The sequence below is a fragment of the Janthinobacterium sp. FW305-129 genome, assembly GCF_020858115.1.
Lineage (GTDB): Bacteria > Pseudomonadota > Gammaproteobacteria > Burkholderiales > Burkholderiaceae_D > Janthinobacterium.
On sequence record NZ_JACYMM010000001.1, the window covers coordinates 755966 to 774435 of the forward strand.

Here is an 18470-nt window from a genome sequence, read left to right on the forward strand (position 1 = left end):
ATATACTTTCCTTACCCGTGCTTTGAACGCTACAGCCAGCCTTCGCGCTTCAAACGCCGGTGCAGCCAGTAGCAGCCGGCGATGATGACGACGATCACGGCCGGATAGCTGCCGCGCCACTTCAGTTCCGGCATGAATTCGAAGTTCATACCGTACAGGCTGAAGACCATGGTGGGCACGGCCAGGATGGCGGCCCAGGCGGCCAGGCGCTTGACCACTTCGTTCTGGCGGATCGAAATCTGCCCCAGCGCCACCTGCATGGCCGAATTGACCAGTTCGCGCATCTGCCCCGCCGTGTGCGTGACGCGTTTGACGTGGTCGAGGATGTCGCGGTAATAGATGCGGTTTTCCTTGGGCACGATATCGCCATGGAAACGGATCAGCTGGGTGCAAATGTCGTGCAGCGGGTTGACGGCGGCATCGAGCTTGAGCAGCTCCGTCTTGAGCTGGTAGAAATCCTGCAGCTTGTCCTCGCTCAGACTGGGCTTGAACAGCTGCAGTTCATAGTGCTGAAACTTCGCCTGCAAATGGTCGATGCAGGGCTGGTACTGGTCGACGATGAAGTCGATGATGGAATACAGCACGTAACCGGGGCCGCTGGCCAGTTTCTCGGGCACGCTTTCCTTGCGTTCGCGCAACTTCGCATAGCCGGCCGAGGCGCCGTGGCGCACCGTGATGATGAAGCGGGGGCCGAGAAAGACGTGGGTTTCGCCGTAGACGATGGCATCGCCGTCCAGGGTGGCCGTGTGCATCACCATGAACAGCGTGTCGCCGTATTCTTCCAGCTTGGGCCGCTCGTGCGCGCCCTGCGCATCCTCGACGGCCAGTTCGTGCAGGCCGAAGGCCGCTTGCAGCGCGTGCATGGCCGTGACGTCGGGGCTGGCCAGGCCGATCCAGACGAAACAATCGGGGTCGCCGAGGAAATCGCCCACCTTGTCGATGTCGAAATGGGCGATCTTCCTGCCGTCGCGATATGCTTCGCAATTGACGACGGCGGCGTGGGTACTCAGGTCCATGGTGATTTTCGGCGAATGGCGGCAATATTGGGGGGCCAGTATAGCGGAAATGCCATGCTGGCCATGTCAATGGCGCTGCCGCATTGACTTTCAGGCACGTCAATGTAAAATGAGAACCATTCGCATTTAAGAAGGGCCTGCATGCGCCAGCGGCACGGGACTTCCGCGCCAACTGGAGTGTGCCGTGACGTATGCCGTATCCCCTGCCGCCGATCCTCAAGGCCCGTCTTCATTGAGCCAGCTGTACGGCGAGCACCATCCCTGGCTGCTGCGCTGGCTGCGCGGCAAATTGTCCTGCACCGATCACGCGGCCGACCTTGCGCAGGATACCTTCGTCAAGCTTCTGGCCACGCCATCGGAGCGCGCCGTCACCCTGCGCGAGCCGCGCGCCTACCTGACCACCGTGGCGCGCCGCCTGCTGATCGACCATTACCGCCGCCAGTCGCTGGAGCAAGCCTGGCTGGCCACCCTGGCGCAGCTGCCCGCGCCCGCCGCGCCATCGGCCGAAGAGCGTTTGCTGATCCTGGAAACCCTGCACCAGATCGACGCCATGCTCGACGGCCTGGGCGCGAAGGTGCGCACGGCCTTTTTGCTGTCGCAGCTGGAAGGCCTGGCGTATGCGGACATCGCCGCGCGCCTGAACATCAGCGAGCGCACCGTCAAGCGCTACATGGTGCAGGCGTTCGAACAGTGCATCCTGCTGCTGGCATGAGCACGGCCATCGATGCGCGCGCCGCGCGCGAAGCGGCGCACTGGATGATGCGCCTGCAGGGCGGCGAACTGGACGCCGCCGCGCAGCAGGCCCTGGCCCGCTGGCGCGCCGCCCACCCCGACCATGAAACGGCCTGGCGGCGCGCCGAGCAGGTCTGCCGCACCTTCGGCATGCTGCCCCCGCCGCTGGCCATGCCAGTGCTCGACCGCCCGGCCGGTGCGCCGCGCCGTGCCGCCCTGAAAACCCTGGCCCTGCTGATCGCCGCCGGGCCAGGCGGCTGGGCCATGCTGAAGCTGGCGCCATGGCAGGCGTGGACGGCCGAACTGCGCACGGCGACGGGCGAAATCCGCCATGTGCCCCTGGCCGACGGCAGCGCCCTGAGCCTGAACACGGCCAGTGCCGCCGACATCGCCTTCAGCGCATCCCTGCGCCTGGTGCACTTGCGCGCCGGAGAGATTCACGTGGCAACCAGCCCCGATGCGCTCGGGCGGCCGTTCGTCGTACGCACCAGCAACGGCAGCATCCGCGCCCTCGGCACGCGCTTCACGGTACGCCAGGAAGACAGCCTGCTCGGTGCGCGCACCCACGTGGCCGTCTCGCAGGGCGCCGTCGAAGTGCGGCCCGCCGAGGGCCAGGCCCGCATCGTGCGGGCGGGCGTGCAAGCCAGTTTCGACGCGGACGCCGCCAGCGCGCCGCGGCCGCTGGCGCCACATGCGTCCGAGTGGACCAAGGGATTGCTGTACGCGGACGACACGCCGCTGGCCGACGTGCTGGCGCAGCTGAGCCGCTACCGCCACGGCGTGGTGCGCTGCGACCCTGCCGTGGCGCGGCTGCGCGTGTCGGGCGTGTACCAATTGCATGATACGGATCAACTATTATCACTATTGCAAGCATCGCTGCCCATCCGCGTGCAGCGCCACAGCCGCTGGTGGATTTCCGTCGGCCCCGCATAAATATTCTTGAAAAAATGTCCCTTTCGCGCATGTGCCCCGTCAATCCACACAGGACCAACACATGAACGAAGGGAAACAAGCAATGAAGCACTATCGCAACACCAGCATCACTCTCGCCCTGCTGGGCAGCCTGGCCCTGGCGCCGCTCGCGCAGGCGCAGCGGCAAGATGCGCCTGCGCGCCACTACCAGGTGGCAGCCGGCCCGCTGGGCACGGCCCTGTCCGCGTTTGCGGCCGAGGCGGGCGTCAGCATTTCCGGCGCCGCCAGCCTGTACGCGGGCTTGCACAGCCGGGGCTTGAGCGGCAATTACCAGGTGGCCGACGGCTTTGCCCGCCTGCTCGATGGCAGTGGCCTGATTGCCGTCGACCAGGGCGGCGGCCACTACGCCGTGCGCAGGCTGCCGTCCGCCGCCGAGGCAACCACCCTGCCCGGCATCGCCGTGCGCGCCACGGCCGAGCGCAGCACCAGCACGGAAGGGACGAATTCGTACACGACGCCAGCCACGGCCAGCGCCACCGGACTGGTGCTGTCCCTGCGCGAGACGCCGCAATCGGTCAGCGTCATCACGCGCCAGCGCATGGATGACCAGGACTTGCTGACGGTGCGCGACGTGCTGCGCAATACGCCCGGCATCGCCGTCAACCAGTTCGACACGGAGCGCAGCACCTTTTCCGCGCGCGGCTTCGACGTCGACAATTTCCAGTACGACGGCGTGCCCACCACGTATAAAGTGCAGTATTCGGGCGGCGAATCGGAAATGGATTCGCTGATCTACGACCGCGTGGAAGTGACGCGGGGCGCCACGGGCTTGCTGACGGGCGCCGGCTACCCGTCCGCCTCGATCAACCTGGTGCGCAAGCGGGCCAGCGCCAGGCAATTCGAAGGGCAATGGTCGCTGGCGGCCGGTTCCTGGAGCGACTACCGTGGCACCGTCGACCTGGCTGCGCCGCTGAACGCGGACGGCTCCGTGCGCGGCAGGATCGCCGGCGCCTGGCAGGACCGCAAGTCGTTTACCAATGGCTATTCGAACCAGCGCCAGCTCGTCTACGCCACCGCCGAGGCGGACCTGGCGCCCGGCAGCGTCGTCATGGTGGGCGCCAGCTACCAGAAGAACGACCCGAAAGGCAGCAACTGGGGCGGCTTCCCCCTGTGGTACAGCGACGGTTCGCGCACCGATTTCGACCGTTCCGTCACCACGGCGCCCCGCTGGGCCGCCTGGGCCACCGAGCAGACCAACGTGCACGCCACCTTGGAACACGCGCTGGGCCAGGGCTGGAAGGCGCAGGCACAAGCCATGTACAGCAAGCACACGGAAGACACGCCGCTGCTGTTCCTGGCCGAGCGGCCCGACCGCGTCACGGGCCTGGGCATGCTGGGCTACCCGAACCGCTACATCGGCTCGCGCGACCAGAGCAGCGCCGACGTGAAACTGTCGGGGCCATTTACCCTGGGCGGACGCGAACATGAAGTCATCGTGGGCGCCAATTACACGGTGCAGCACGCGCAATTCAGCGTCAAGGAAGCGCTCGATCCCGAACCGATCGGCAATTTCCTCGCCTGGGACGGCAGCTACCCGCAGCCGGCCTGGGGCGAGCCCGTGCTGTCGGAAAAATACACGACCAGGCAATATGGTGCCTACGGCGCGGCGCGCCTGAACCTGGCAGAGAACACCAAACTGATCGTCGGCGGACGCCTGAGCCGCTGGGACAAGGACCGCATCGGCTTTGACGGCAGCGCCCGCTTTGCCTTCGCCAAGAGCAAGTTCGTGCCGTATGCGGGCCTGGTGGTGGACCTGAACGACACGTATTCCGCGTATGCCAGCTACACGGACATCTTCCGCCCGCAGGAAAACCAGGACCGCGCGGGCGCCTGGCTGGACCCGCTGACGGGACAAAGCATGGAAATGGGCATGAAGGGAGAATGGGCCGGCGGCCAGGCCAACGGCTCCATCGGCCTCTTCGAGATCAAGCAGGACAAGCTGGCCCAGCCGGACGGCGCGCACCGGGTCCCCGGCACCACCACGCAGGCGTATTACGCGGCGCGCGGCGCCACCAGCCGCGGCATCGAGGGGGAATTGTCGGGCCGCCTGGCGCCGGGCTGGAACGTGACGGCCAGCGCCAGCCACTTCCGCGCCAAGGACCGCGAGCAGCAGGACATCAACACCCTGTCGCCCCGCTCGACGGCGCGATTGTTCACCACATGGAAGGTACGACCCGACCTCACCGTGGGCGGCGGCGTCAACTGGCAAAGCAAGTTCTACTTCGACGACACGGGCCCGAACGGCAAGGAAAGAGTGACGCAAGAAGCCTACAGCACGGTCAGCCTGATGGCCACGTACCAGCTGTCGCGCCAGCTGACGGCTCAATTAAACGTGGAAAACCTGCTCGACAAGAAGTACATCAACATCAACACCTATGCGCAAGGCACGTATGGCGCGCCGCGCAGCGTGCGAGGGACGTTGACGTACCGTTTTTAGTACACGCACAAGCCGGGCGGCAAGCGCCCGGCTTGCTCTACATCAATCATGTCAATAGCGGTAATTCAGGCTCAGCATCGCATTGCGCGGGTCGCCGTAACTGACTCTGCGGCCCGTGCTGATGCCATAGTAAGCGCGGTCGGTCAGGTTGTTGAGGTTGAACGACAGGGCCAGGCGGCCGGATAGCTGGTAGCGTGCCATGGCGTCGAACACGGCATACGAGCCCTGGTGCACGGTGGTCATGCCGCCGCGCACGGCCCGCGTGTTTTGCCAGGTGTGCGATTGCCAGCGCGCGCCGCCCCCCACCGTCAGGCGCGGCATCGGCTGCCAGGTGCTGTACAGGCTGAGCTGGTCTTCGGGCGCCAGGGTATTGACCTTGCCGCCCGCGTCGCGCGCCACCTTGTGCGTGTAGCCGGCCTGCAGCTGCCAGCCCGGCATCAGCTGGCCCGCCACTTCCAGTTCCACGCCGCGCGAACGCACGCCGTCGACGGCGCGATAGGCATCCATGCCCGTCACCTTGTTCACGGCATCGACGGACTCGGCGAAGTTATCCTGGCGCACCTCGAAAGCGGCCGCGCTGGCGTTCAGGCGGCCGTTGAGGAACACGCCCTTTACGCCCGCCTCGATATTCTTGCCCAGCACGGGGTCCAGGGTCCTGTTGTCGACATCGCGGCTGTTTTGCGGACTGAAGATGTCGCTATAGCTGGCAAACGCCGTCAAATTCGGCGCGAAGTCCCAGGTCAGGCCCGCATACGGCGTGAAGATCGACGCCTCGTCGATGTCGGCCGTGGGGTTGACGTAGGACGACAGGCGGCCACCGAGGATCACGTGCACGCCTTGCGGCAGCGAGAAGCGGCCCGTCGCGTACACGGCCTTCTGGCGGATGACTTCGCGGGCCGTGTCCAGCACCCACGTTGGCTCCGGCACCTCGCCCCGGTAGGTATAGATATTGTCGACCTTGATGAAGGAATACGGGCTGAAGACGTCGTCCGACTGCTTGCGGTAGGCGTTCGCGCCCACCACCAGTTCATGCGTGCGGCCCAGCAGGGTGAACGGGCCCTTCGCGTACACGTCCAGGCCATTGCTGGTGGCGTCGCTGTTGTACTGGCGCGCCGTGATGGCCGTGCCGCTGCCGTCCGCCTTCGGGAAGCTGTCGAGGTAGGCGACGGGCGCGTACAGCGCATTGGCCTGGTGGATCAGGCGCAGATTGGCCATCCAGCCGTTGTCGAAACTGTGTTCGAGCGAGGCGAAGACGGATTTGGCTTCCGTCTGCTGCGTGCTCCAGGTGGGCGCGCCATTGAACGAACGGGGCATGGTGAAGCGCTTGCCTTCCGCGTCGAACAGGGGCGCGCCACCCCAGTCGCTATTGCGCGGCACCGTGTGCTGGTAGTCGGCGCCCACGGTCAGCAGGGTGCGCGGCGACAGGTCCGCTTCCACGGTGCCATACGCGAGTTCTGAACGGCGCTGGTAGCGGTCGACGAAGGAGTGCTTGTCCTGGTACGAAGCCACGGCGCGCGCGCGCACGCTGCCGCTGGCGTTCAGGGGACCGCCCACGTCGGCCATGCCGCGGTAATTGCTCCACGATCCGGCCGACAGGTCGGCCAGCGCGCGCAATTCGCGCGTGGGTTTCTTGCGGATCAGGTTGACGGTGGCGCCCGGCGTGCCGGCCCCGCTCATCAGCGCATTCGCGCCCTTCAGCACCTCGACCCGGTCGTACAGGTCCATATTGGCCAGCGATTCGCCCAGGTTCAGCGAGGCGTCGCGCGTCCACGGCAAGCCGTCATAGCTGAAATTGTCGAGCGAAAAGCCGCGCGCATAATAAATCGTGCGCTCGCTGTCGATGTGCTGCACGTACACGCCCGGCGTGTGATTGAGCACCTCGCTCAGCTGCACCAGGCCGAAATCGTCCATCTGCTGGCGCGTCACCACGCTGACCGCGTGCGGCGTCTCGCGCGGCGACAGCACCAGGCGGTTCGCCGTGCTGACGGCGCCCGTCGTGTAGGAACCCGTGTCTTCCGTCACCTGGCCCAGGTAATTGATGGTGACGACCACTTCCGGCATGGTCGCTTCAAGCCGGACGGCGGCCTGTGGCGCGGCTGGCGCGGCGTTTTGCACGGCGTTTTGCACAGTATACACGCCGCTGTCCGTCTTCAGCAGGGCCAGCCGCGTGCCCTGCAAGGCGCGGCGCAAGGCCTGCTCGGCCGTGAAATCGCCGTGCACGGCCGCACTGCTGACGCCGCGCGCCAGGTCCGCATCGATGGAAATGCGCACGCCGCCACGGCTGGCAATGACGATCAGACTCGCATTGAGCGCCTGGGCCGGCACGTCGTAGCGGGTGGCGGCCGGCGCGGCTTGCACCGATGGCGTCTGCGCCAGGGCGGCAGGAACGGTGAAGGAAAGTAACATTACGGCCAGGGGAATCTGGCGCATCAACAATGGTGGCATGCTGGGACTCTATCTTGATGGTGAAGGAAAAGTGGGGCTACACCAGGTATGAGTCGCGGCGCGCCAAAAGTGACAGTGCCGGCGCAAAAAATATGTCAGCTTGTCTTCAGGTCGAGTCCCGTCCACCAGCCGCCAGGCCCCTGGCGCAAGGTCACGGGCAGGGTTTCGGCCAGCGCCAGCAGGGTGGCGCCGCTGTCGTCGAGCGAATAATTGCCGGACACGCGCAGCGCGGCCGCCTGCGCCGTGACGTCGATGTAGCCGTGGCGGTACGGCCGCAACGCCGCCACCACGTCGCCCAGCGTCTGGTCGGTGGCCACCAGCATGCCCTGCTGCCACGCCGTCGCCTGCCCTGCCGCCATGCCTGGCAGCAGCATCAAGCGGTCCGCATCGAAGCGCGCCGCCTGGCCCTGGCGCAGCACGCGCGCCAGGCCTTTGCCGGCCGGACGCACGTCGAGATCGCCCTGCACGGCCAGCGCCACGGTGCCGCGCGCTTCGCGCCGCAGCATCAGCTCGCCGCCCAGCGCCGTCACCGTGCCGTGCGCGCTGCGCAGCACGAATGGCGCATTGGCAGCAGGCGCCACGCGCGCCAGCAACTGGCCCTGGCGCAAGGCGACCTGCCGGTGTTCATGCGTGACATCCGTATCGGCCGAAGAGCGGGCGTCCAGGGTCAGCACGCTGCCGTCGGCCAGCGTGTAGCGGCCCCGCCTGGCCGTGGCCGTATGCAGGTCCGCGCTCCAGTCCGGCAAGAACGGGCTGCCGCGCAGCAGCCAGGCGCCACCGAACGCCGCGCCCGCCAGGCACAGCACGCCCTGCAGCCATTGGCGCCGCTGGTCATCGTGCCGGGCGGCGCGTGCCAGGGTGTGGCCGACGGCCGCCGCCCCGCCCGCCGCCTGCAGCGGCCCGATGCTGTGCTCGACGGCCTGCCCCAGCATCTGCCACGCGGCCGCATGGCGGGCATCGGCGGCCAGCCAGCGGGCGAAGGCCTGGTGCTGTCCTTCGTCCGCCTCGCCCGAACTGAGTTCGACCAGCCAGCCGATGGCGGCATCCTGTACCGCGGGGGACATGCTCATGCCGCCTGCGCCGCCAGGCAGCAGCGCAAGCCCTGCGCCATGTACTGGCGCACCATGCTGGCCGACACGCCAAGGCGGGCGGCGATCTGCGCATACGTGAGGCCGTCGAGCTGGCTCATCAGAAAAGCGCTGCGCGCCTTGGCGGACAGGGTATCGAGCGCGCGCGACAGCCGTTCCAGCGCTTCGAGCAGCACGGCGCGTTCCTCCGGCGACGGCTGGACGGCATCGGGCAGCAGCGCCAGGGTCTCCAGGTACGCCTGCTCGATATCGCGCCGCCGCCACTGCTGCAGCAAGATGCTTTTCGCTACCGTCGTCAGGTAGGCGCGCGGCTCGCGGATGGCGGACAATCTTCCCGCATGCAGCACGCGCACAAAGGTTTCCGACACCACATCCTCTGCTTCCGCCCGGTTACGCAAGCGCAACAGCAAGCGCTGCAGCAGCCAGCCCTGGTGGCCCGTAAACAGGCTGGCGGCCAGGGTGGCGTCATTCGAGGGGCAAGAAAAGGCAGACAAGAGCGGACCCGGCAACATAAATGATAATGATTCTCATTATATGACAGGCACTGGAAGATGTCGCGCAATTTTGCGATGCTTGTCAACCGCTGGCAACGCCACCCATCGCACGCAGGTGGCTGGTCTTCGAGCGATAATGGATGCCGCAGCCGGCTACGTGGTCGAGATGACGGTATTGAGGGCGCGCCGCAGTTCCTTCAGCCGGGGCGGCTTGCCCAGCACGCAGTTGACGTGCTCGGGGTAGTCGCTGTCGGCCGCCAGGCGCTGGCCCCAGCCCGTGAGCATGATGATGGGCGTGGCCGGCGAACGCTGGCGCACCGCGCTGGCCACCTTGCGCCCGTCCACGTGGGGCATGCCCAGGTCCGTGATGACCACGGCGAAGTATTCGTGCCGCTCGCATGCGGCGCGGAAGCAGTCGATACCGGCCTGGCCGCCGTCGGCGGACACCACTTCGTGGCCATCGATTTCCAGGATGTCGCGCAGGGACTTGAGCACCATCGGGTCGTCGTCCACCACCAGGATGCGCAGGCGCGGCGGCACGGCGTGGGCCGCGTCGGGCGCTTGCTCCGCCGCGTCCACCGCGCAGGCGGGAAACGCCAGGCGCACCGCCGTGCCCTGCCCCGGGGCCGTGACGATGTCGATGCTGGCGCCATGGCGCTCCATCATGCCGTACACCATGGCCAGGCCCAGGCCCGTGCCGCGCTCGCCCTTGGTGGTGAAAAACGGCTCCAGGCAGCGGCGGCGCGTATTCTCGTCCATGCCGACGCCCGTGTCGCCCACCTCGATGCGCACCTGCCGCGCCGCCTCGCCCGCTGCACCGGCGCAGCTGGTGCGCACGCTCAGGGTGCCGCCTTCCGGCATGGCGTCGACGGCGTTGAAGACCAGGTTCGTCAGCGCCTCGCGGATTTCACCCACGCTGCCGGGCAGCATGGGCAAGCCGTCCTCCAGCTCCGTGCGCAGGGCGATGACGATGCCGCGCTGCTGCGGCATGTCGCTCCAGCGCGCCCGCGTCAGGTCCAGCACCTGCTGCACCACCAGGTTGGCGTCGATGGGCGACAGCGCCAGCTGCGGTTCGCGCTGGCGGTAGAATTCGCGCATGCGCGCCACCGTGGCGGCCACGTCGTCGATGGCGCGCTCGATGACTTCCAGGCAATGCCGGCCCTGCGGACTGAGATTGGTTTCCGTCTCCAGCAAGGACTCGGTGTACAGGGCCACGGGGGAAATGGCATTATTGATATCGTGCGCGATGCCGCTGGCCATCTGCCCCAGCGCGCGCAGGCGTTCCTGCTGCATCACCGACTGCTGCGTCTGGCGCAAATCGTCATACGCGCGCTGCAGCGCGCCGTAGAGCTGCGCCTGGTTGGCGGCCAGCGCCACGTGCTCGCTCAGCTGGCTGAGGAATTCGCATTCGCCGCTGGTAAAGCTGTGCGCGGCGCGGCGCGCTACAATCAGGATGCCGAAGACCGTGTTTTCGGCCAGCAGCGGCGCCATGACGAGGGCGCGCAGCCCCCCTTGCGCCAGCCGCTGCGGAAACGGAAACGCCACTTCGCCGATGTCCGCTTCATACACGAGCTTGCCGCGCACGCAGCTCGACAGGCCATTTTCGTCGATGGGAATGTGCGCCTGCTCGCCCATCATGAACGACAGCGCCAGCGCCTCGCTGCGCACGCCCACGCACGTCACCTGCAGCGCGTGTTCGGACGGCCGGTACAGGCAGATGCAGCTGAAATCGATGGGCAGCTGCTCTTCCAGGCTGCGCACCACCACCTGGAAGATGCTGCGCAAGTCCTGCCGTTCGCCGATCGAGCGCGTGATCTGCTGCAGCAGGTTCAGGCGCTCGAGCTGTTCATGCACCTTGCGCTCGGCCAGCTGGCGCTCGGCGATCTGCGTTTCCAGGGCGGCATTCGTCTGCGCCAGCTCGTCGCGCGAGACGGTGGTGCGCCGCAGCTTGTCCGTCATGCCGTCGAAGGCGCGCGCCAGGTCGCCGATTTCATTCTTCGTGTGCACGCCGAGCGCAAAATCGAGCTTGCCGGCGCCGACGATCAGGGTGCCCTGGCGCAGCTTCTCCAGCGGTCCCGTGACGCTGGTCATGGTGAAGTAGATCAAACCGGCCACCAGCGCGATGATCACGCCGCCAAACAGCATCACGGCCACATTCGCCCGCTGCTGCGCCGCCAGCACCCCTTGCCGGCTCAATTCGGACAAGCGCATCGCGTCGGCGATCATGCCCTGCACCTTGCCCATGATCTGGCCGGACAGGCGCGATTCCAGCTCGCCCAGCACCTCGCGCCGCTGCGGGTCCTGCCCCAGCTCGCGGTGATTCGCCACAAACAGCTGGAACAAAGCGCCCACGCCGGCCAGGTCGCCCTGCAATTCGCGCAACAGCGCGCGCTCCTCGCCGGTGCTGAAGGCGGGCGTAGCCAGCAGCCCCGTAGCCAGCGACTCGCTGCGCAGCTGCCACTGGGCCCGCGTGCGCGCGCCATGGTGCAGCGCATACTCGATCGACAGATAACGCAGCGAAGTGACGGCTTGCAGGATATCGGCTGCCGCCTTGTTCTTCGCCAGTTCGCGCTGCATCGCCATGGTGGTGGAAAACAGCACGGCGACGATGATGGCCACGAGCGCCACGCAAAACAGTTGGGCCAGCTTGAAGCGCGTCACGATTTTCACGGTGGCTTTCTCAATGAATGACCGTCACGGCCGATGGCGCCACGGCTTCCAGGCCGTCCAGGTAGACGGCGTCGAGGAAGTTCGGCATCTCGCCGCTGCCGGCCAGGCGGTTCTTGATGGCCCAGCGCGCCTCGTCTTCCAGCGCCAGCAGCAAGCGCTGGTCGAGCACGATATCAAACTGATAACCACGCCAGGCCGCCTGCAGGCGCGCCGCCTCGCCGGCCGAGGCCCTGGAAAACAGGCTGCGCGCGGCATCGGGCTCATCCTGGCAAAAGCGCGCGCCGGCGATCAGCGCGCGCAGCACCTTGCGCATCGTGGCCGGGTGGCTGCGCACATAGGCGCCCGTGCCGGCCACGTTGAACAGGCCCGCATACACGTCCTCGCCATAGAAGAGGGCCGCCTTGCCCGCGATGGCCTGCGTCATCGCCGTCAAGAAGGGTTCCCAGCCGGCCGCCGCGTCGACCTCGCCCCGCGCCAGCGCCCCGGCCAGCTGCTCCGGCGCGTAGTTCTGCAAGGTAACTTCCCCGGGCAGCAGCTTCTGGCGGTTCAAAAAAGCATCGAGCGTGAACTGGCCGGAGGTGCCCAGGGTCACGCCGATGCGCTTGCCCTTCAGGCTAGCGGGCGTGGACACGCCGCGGTCCAGGCGCCCCACGATGCCGTGGTCGCGCTCGGCCTCGAAGATGCTGGCGATGATGACGACGGACTGGTTCTGCAGGCTGGCCAGCACCACGGGAATGTCGGACACCGTGCCCAGGTCGGCCTTGCCCTGCAGCACGGCTTCCAGCGACGCCTTGCCCGACGAATACGGCTGCAGCAGCGCGTCGATGCCCTCGCGCGCGAAATAGCCCTGCCCGCGCGCGGCCAGCACGGGGCAGCTGCCCACGTACTCCCCATTCACGGCCAGGCGCAGCACTTCCACGGGGCCGGGCGGCGCGGGACGGGCAACGAGCCGCCAGAGCGCCGCGGCGGCCAGCGCCAGCAACAGCGCGATGCCCGCCAGCCAGGCCGCCCGGCGCGCCGGGGCGTTCATGCGCTGCGCTGCGCCGTGGCCGATTCCAGCGCGCTGTTGATGGCCTCGGAAAACGCCGTCACGTCGATCGGCTTGGTCAGATAGCGGTAAAAGCCGGCGGCCAGCCCCTGGCGGACATCGCCCGGCCCGGCCACGGCCGTCAGGGCGATGACGGGGATATGCGCCGTGCGGGCATCGGCGCGCAGCAGCTGCATCACTTGCGTGCCGCTGATGTCGGGCAAGTCGCTGTCCATCAGGATCAGCTGCGGCACGTGGCGGCGCGCCAGTTCCAGGCCCGCCTGCCCGTCGCCGGCCGACAGCAGGTCGAGGTCGGGGCGAAAATGGATCAGGCCCGCCACCAGGGTCACATTCAGGGGATTGTCTTCCACGTACAACACTGTCTTGCGTTCCGGCAACGGCAGCGCTTCGGCCGGACGGGGGAACACGGGCAGGCGCGCACTTTCCGGCAGCGCCTGGCGCGCCGGGCAACTGGCGATATCGAGCCAGAAGGTGCTGCCGCGCCCGGGCGTGCTGGCCACGCCCAGGGTCGCCTGCATGGCTTCGGCCAGGCGCTTGCTGACCACCAGCCCCAGGCCCGTGCCCTCCTCGTCGCGCGCGTCGCGTCCAAGGCGGTTAAAGGGCTGGAACAGCGCCTCCAGCTGCGCGGCGCTCAGCCCGCCGCCCGTGTCGCGCACGGACAGGCGCAGCTGGTGCGCATCGGCGGGCTGGCAATCGACGTGGATCTCGCCCTGTTCGCGGTTGTACTTGACGGCGTTCGACAGCAGGTTGAGCAGCACCTGCTTGAGCCGCGTGCGGTCGGCCAGCACGTGCATGCTGCCCGCCTCGACGAACGTCAGGGTGATGCCGCGCTTGCGCGCCAGCGGTTCCATCATTTGCCAGCATTCGTGGTAGATGCCGGCCAGGCCCACGGACTCCATCGACAGCGACAGATTGCCCGACTCGATTTTGGCGATGTCGAGGATATCGTTGATCAGGGTCAACAAATGCCGGCCCGCGCCGAAGATGTGCGAGGCAAAGGTCTTCTTTTCCTGCGCCGTCGAGGGGATGGAATCGGACATCAGCATCTGCGAAAAGCCCAGGATGGCGTTGAGCGGCGTGCGCAGCTCGTGGCTCATGCTGGCCAGGAAATTGGTCTTTTCCTGGTTCGCCCGCTCGGCCACCTCGCGCGCCAGCTGCAAATCCTGGTTCATGGCGTCAAGTTCGGCCGTGTGCTGGCGCAGCAGCATTTCCAGGCGCGCATTGGCGATGCGCAGCCGGCGCGTCTCCAGCGCCCGCGCCAGTATCAGCAGGATGCCAGAGACCTTGAACGGCTTGACGACATAATCGAGCGCGCCCGCCTGCATCGCCTGCACGGCCGAGGCGATCGTGCCCTCGCCCGTCATGATGATGCAGGCCAGGTCCGGGTCGATCCGGCGCGCCGCTTCCACCACGGCGATGCCGTTCATGCCCGGCATCATCAGGTCGACCAGCAGCAGGTCGAACGATTCGACGGCCAGCAGCGACAGCGCGGCCTCGCCCGAAGCGAGCCCCGTCGTGTCGTAGGCCTGGCCGCGCAGGGTGTCGCACAGCGCGCGCACGTGCGCCAGCTCGTCATCGACTATCAGTATCCGCGGCGGCATTGACGAGCTGTTCATGCATTCTCCTGGCGGCATGACCTTGCGGGCCGGGAACTCGCCCCGCAACATGCGTTCCGAGCATAGCACCTGGAAATTACCAAAAATACACGCTTTGTCACGCGCCCGGCGCAGCCGGGGTGCTAAGCCATCACGGGCAGCCCCCGCAGCAGCTTGTCCAGGGTCACGGGATAGTCGCGCACCCTCACCCCGGTGGCGTTGTAGACGGCATTGGCGATGGCCGCCGCCACGCCGCAGATGCCCAGCTCGCCCACGCCCTTGGCTTTCATGGGCGAGGACATGGGATCCGTTTCGTCGAGGAAGATGACGTCCTGGTGCGGGATGTCGGCGTGCACGGGCACTTCGTAGCCGGCCAGGTCGTGGTTGACGAAGAAGCCGCGGCGCCGGTCGACCGCAAGTTCCTCCATCAGGGCCGCGCCCACGCCCATGGTCATGGCGCCGATCACCTGGCTGCGCGCCGCTTTCGGGTTCAGGATGCGGCCGGCCGCGCACACGGCCAGCATGCGCCGCACGCGCACTTCGCCCGTGTCGCCGTCCACGCCCACCTCGACGAAATGCGCGCCGAACGTCGATTGCTGGAATTTTTTATCGAGATCGCCATATTCCATGCGGTCTTCCGCGACGACGTCGCCATGGTAGGCGGCGGCAACGAGCGGCACGCTGCGCTCGCCCTCACTCACTTGCCCATCGGAAAAGCGCGCTTGATTTTCGTCAAAGCCCAGCTTGGCCGCGATGGCCTGGCGCAGGCGCACGCAAGCCGCGTAGACGCCGGCCGTGGCGCTGTTGCCGCCCCACTGCCCGCCCGAACCGGCCGAGACGGGAAAATCCGAGTCGCCCAGGCGCACGACGACACGGTTCAAGGTCACGCCCAGCATTTCCGCCGCCGTCTGCGCAATGATGGTATAGCTGCCCGTGCCGATGTCCGTCATGTCCGTTTCCACGGTGACGATGCCGTTGGCGTCGAGGCGCACCCTGGCGGCGGACTGCATGACGAGGTTGTTGCGGAAGGCGGCCGCCACGCCCATGCCCACCAGCCAGCGGCCGTCGCGCCGCGCGCCGGGCCGGCTTTGCCGCTCCTTCCAGCCGAATTCCACGGCGCCCGTGCGCAGGCAATCGATCAGGCGGCGCTGGGAAAACGGCCGGCCCGGCTTTTCCGGGTCCACTTTCGTGTCGTTCAGGATGCGCAAGACGATGGGGTCCATTTTCAATTTCTCCGCCAGTTCGTCCATGGCGATTTCCAGCGCCATCAGCCCCGGCGCTTCGCCCGGCGCGCGCATGGCATTGCCTTCCGGCAAGTCGAGCACGGCCAGGCGCATGGCCGTCATGCGGTTGGCGCCCGCGTACAGCAGGCGCGTCTGCATCACGGCCGTTTCCGGCTGGCCGCCCTTCAGGTCGCCCGACCACGATTCGTGGCCGATGGCCGTGATCTTGCCGTCACGCGTGGCGCCCAGGCGCAGGCGCTGGATGGTGGCGGGCCGGTGCGTCGTGTTGTTGAACATCAGGGGCCGCGTCAGGGCCACCTTGACGGGACGCTGCGCCGCCCGCGCACCAAGCGCCGCCAGCAAGGCTTCCGCGCGCACGAACAGCTTGCCGCCGAAACCGCCGCCGATATACGGCGAGACGATGCGCACCTGGTCTTTCGGCACGCCCAAGGTGCGGGCCAGGTCGCTCCGGCCCCAGTCCACCATCTGGTTCGCCGTCCAGACCGTCAATTTATCGCCGTCCCACGCGGCAATCGAAGCGTGCGGCTCCATCATGGCGTGCGACTGGTCAGGCGTCGTGTAGGTGGCGTCCAGGCGCACGGGGGCAGCAGCAAAGGCGCCGGCGAGGTTGCCCGTCTTGCTGTCGGGCTTGCCGTCCTTCGGCTTGGCAGCGCTGCCCTTGGCCTTGGCCAGGACGAAGGCGCCCGGCTGCGCGATATACTTGACATCGAGCAACTGCGCGGCCGAACGGGCTTGCTCGAAGGTGTCCGCCACCACCAGCGCGATGGCCTGGTGATAGTGTTCAATGTCCGGGCCACCGAGCAGCTTCGCCGTGTTCATCTTTCCTTTTGTTAATTTCCCGGCCGATTCCGCCGTCACCACGGCCAGCACGCCGGGCGCCCGGCGCGCCGCGCCCGTGTCGATGGACGCGATGCGCCCCCTGGCGATGGCCGCGCCGACGACGTAACCATAGGCGGCGTGCGGCGCGGCCTTGTTCTGTTCATACGCGTACGGCGCCGTGCCCGTGGTTTTCAGGGGGCCGTCGATGCGGTCCGTGGGACGGCCCACGACTTTCAGCTGGTCGATGGGATTCGTGGTCGCAGGTGTCGTGAATTTCATGGCCCTAGCCTTTCTTCGCTGGTGCTTCAGCCATCACGGCGGCAATCGTGCGCTGCGCCAGAATCAGCTTGTAGGCATTGCCGGCCGTCGGCCTGGCGCCGGCCAGCAGGCGTTCGCTGACGGCGGCGGCACCGGCGGGTAGCGCCTGCTCCGCGCCGGCAACCCGCCACGGCTGCGGCGCGACGCCGCCCAGGGCCAGCCGGCCCGTGCCGTCCGGCAAGATGATGGCCGCCACGGACACCAGCGCGAACGCATACGAGGCGCGGTCGCGCACCTTGCGGTAGACGTGCGTGCCGCCGATAGGCCGGGGCAAGGTCACGCTGGTGATCAATTCTCCCGGCTGCAGCACCGTTTCCAGCTGCGGCGTACTGCCCGGCAAGCGGTAAAAGTCGGCGATGGGAATGCTGCGCGTGCTGCCGTCGGCCCGCACCGTGTCGATGCCGGCGTCGAGCACGCGCATGGCCACGGCCATGTCGCTCGGGTGCGTGGCGATGCACGCCTCGCTGCCGCCCAGGATGGCCAGCGGCCGGCTGTAGCCGCCGATGGCCGAGCAGCCGCTGCCCGGCACGCGCTTGTTGCAGGCCTGGTTCGTGTCATAAAAATACGGGCAGCGCGTGCGCTGCAGCAAGTTGCCGGCCGTCGTCGCCTTGTTGCGCAGTTGCGCGGAAGCCCCCGCCAGCAAGGCGCGCGACAGCACGGCATAATCGCGGCGCACGGTGGCGTGGGCCGCCAGGGCCGTATTGCGCACCAGGGCGCCGATGCGCAAGCCGCCGTCCTTCGTCGTTTCCACTGTATCGAGCGCGAGGCCATTGACGTCGATCAAATGCGTGGGCGTTTCGATCTCCAGTTTCATCAGGTCGAGCAGATTCGTGCCGCCCGCGATGAAGCGGGCGCCCGGCGTGTGCAAGGCGGCGGCCGCCGCTTCGGCCGGCGTGGCGGCCTTCTGGTAGCTGAAGACTCTCATGCCGGCCTCCCCGCCACCTCGGTGATGGCGTCGATGATGTTGGAATACGCGCCGCAGCGGCACAGATTGCCGCTCATGCGTTCGCGCAATTCTTCCGGTGTCACCGAGGGGGCCGCATTCAAGTCCGCGCTGGCGTGGCTGGGGATGCCCTGGCGGATCTCGCCCAGCGCGGCGACGGCCGAGCAGATCTGCCCCGGCGTGCAATAGCCGCATTGATAACCGTCATGCGCGATGAAAGCGGTCTGCATCGGATGCAGTTTCTCCGGCGTGCCCAGCCCCTCGATGGTGGTGACCCTGGCGCCGTCATGCATCACGGCAAGAGTGAGGCAGGCATTGATGCGCTGGCCGTCGAGCATGACGGTGCAGGCGCCGCACTGGCCGTGGTCGCAGCCTTTCTTGGTCCCCGTCAGGTGCAAATGTTCGCGCAAGGCGTCGAGCAAGGTGGTGCGCGTGTCGAGTTCCAGGCTGTGGCGCCGGCCGTTGATGTCCAGATTGACTTTCATCAACACCGGCGGCGGAGAAACACTGGCCGTGTTGACCGCTTGCGCCGCTCCCGCCACGCCGGGCACCGCCGCGGCCGTGGCCGACAGCGCGCCGGCGATCAGCACGCCGCGCCTGCCGGCATTGATAGGATTAATCTCTGTCATGTCGCGCTTCCTCCTGGCTG

The 18470-nt window shown here is 67.3% G+C and carries 13 protein-coding genes; 3 read left to right on the top strand and 10 right to left on the bottom strand.

Going from position 1 to position 18470, the window contains the following annotated elements; all coding sequences use genetic code 11:
* Positions 1 to 29: 29 nt before the first annotated feature.
* Positions 30 to 1016, bottom strand: coding sequence for a magnesium and cobalt transport protein CorA (locus IGS61_RS03195; RefSeq protein ID WP_230538267.1), 987 nt, complete (start codon positions 1014 to 1016; stop codon positions 30 to 32).
* Positions 1017 to 1200: 184 nt separating this feature from the next.
* On the opposite strand from IGS61_RS03195, the gene IGS61_RS03200 reads away from it, so the two are divergent.
* From IGS61_RS03200 to IGS61_RS03210, 3 genes are all read left to right on the top strand, one after another.
* Positions 1201 to 1728 (top strand): sigma-70 family RNA polymerase sigma factor, encoded by a 528-nt coding sequence (locus IGS61_RS03200; protein WP_230538268.1) that lies wholly within the window; start codon positions 1201 to 1203, stop codon positions 1726 to 1728.
* Entirely contained in the window at positions 1707 to 2681 is a 975-nt protein-coding gene (locus tag IGS61_RS03205) for a FecR domain-containing protein (protein ID WP_230538269.1), read from the top strand. The genes IGS61_RS03200 and IGS61_RS03205 overlap by 22 nt, the downstream gene beginning before the upstream one ends.
* Before the next feature lie 61 nt (positions 2682 to 2742).
* Positions 2743 to 5157 (top strand): TonB-dependent siderophore receptor, encoded by a 2415-nt coding sequence (locus tag IGS61_RS03210; RefSeq protein WP_230538270.1) that lies wholly within the window; start codon positions 2743 to 2745, stop codon positions 5155 to 5157.
* Between the two features lie 51 nt (positions 5158 to 5208).
* Here IGS61_RS03210 and IGS61_RS03215 read toward each other — a convergent pair whose 3' ends face one another.
* The 9 genes from IGS61_RS03215 to paoA all read right to left on the bottom strand — a co-directional run bounded on the left by IGS61_RS03215 (position 5209) and on the right by paoA (position 18450).
* Positions 5209 to 7602, bottom strand: coding sequence for a TonB-dependent siderophore receptor (locus tag IGS61_RS03215; RefSeq protein ID WP_230538271.1), 2394 nt, complete (start codon positions 7600 to 7602; stop codon positions 5209 to 5211).
* A gap of 95 nt (positions 7603 to 7697) precedes the next feature.
* Complete coding sequence (locus tag IGS61_RS03220; RefSeq protein WP_230538272.1) at positions 7698 to 8672, bottom strand: FecR family protein; 975 nt, start codon at positions 8670 to 8672, stop codon at positions 7698 to 7700.
* Complete coding sequence (locus IGS61_RS03225) at positions 8669 to 9184, bottom strand: sigma-70 family RNA polymerase sigma factor (RefSeq protein WP_230538273.1); 516 nt, start codon at positions 9182 to 9184, stop codon at positions 8669 to 8671. The genes IGS61_RS03220 and IGS61_RS03225 overlap by 4 nt, the downstream gene beginning before the upstream one ends.
* Before the next feature lie 153 nt (positions 9185 to 9337).
* Positions 9338 to 11854, bottom strand: a complete 2517-nt coding sequence (locus tag IGS61_RS03230; RefSeq protein ID WP_230538274.1) for an ATP-binding protein — start codon at positions 11852 to 11854, stop codon at positions 9338 to 9340.
* 10 nt (positions 11855 to 11864) lie between these two features.
* Positions 11865 to 12884 carry an ABC transporter substrate-binding protein gene (locus IGS61_RS03235; RefSeq protein WP_230538275.1) on the bottom strand — a complete coding sequence of 340 codons (1020 nt, stop codon included), beginning with the start codon at positions 12882 to 12884 and terminating at the stop codon, positions 11865 to 11867.
* A complete protein-coding gene (locus tag IGS61_RS03240) occupies positions 12881 to 14518 on the bottom strand; it encodes a response regulator (RefSeq protein WP_230538276.1) in 1638 nt (545 codons plus the stop codon). Before IGS61_RS03240 ends, IGS61_RS03235 begins: the two co-directional genes overlap by 4 nt.
* A gap of 122 nt (positions 14519 to 14640) precedes the next feature.
* Complete coding sequence (paoC, locus tag IGS61_RS03245) at positions 14641 to 16839, bottom strand: aldehyde oxidoreductase molybdenum-binding subunit PaoC (RefSeq protein WP_230538277.1); 2199 nt, start codon at positions 16837 to 16839, stop codon at positions 14641 to 14643.
* 4 nt (positions 16840 to 16843) lie between these two features.
* Positions 16844 to 17803: an FAD binding domain-containing protein gene (locus IGS61_RS03250; RefSeq protein ID WP_230538278.1), complete on the bottom strand. Its 960-nt coding sequence runs from the start codon at positions 17801 to 17803 to the stop codon at positions 16844 to 16846.
* On the bottom strand, positions 17800 to 18450 hold the full coding sequence (gene paoA, locus IGS61_RS03255; protein WP_230538279.1) for an aldehyde dehydrogenase iron-sulfur subunit PaoA: 651 nt from the start codon (positions 18448 to 18450) through the stop codon (positions 17800 to 17802). The genes IGS61_RS03250 and paoA overlap by 4 nt, the downstream gene beginning before the upstream one ends.
* Between the last annotated feature and the right edge of the window lie 20 nt (positions 18451 to 18470).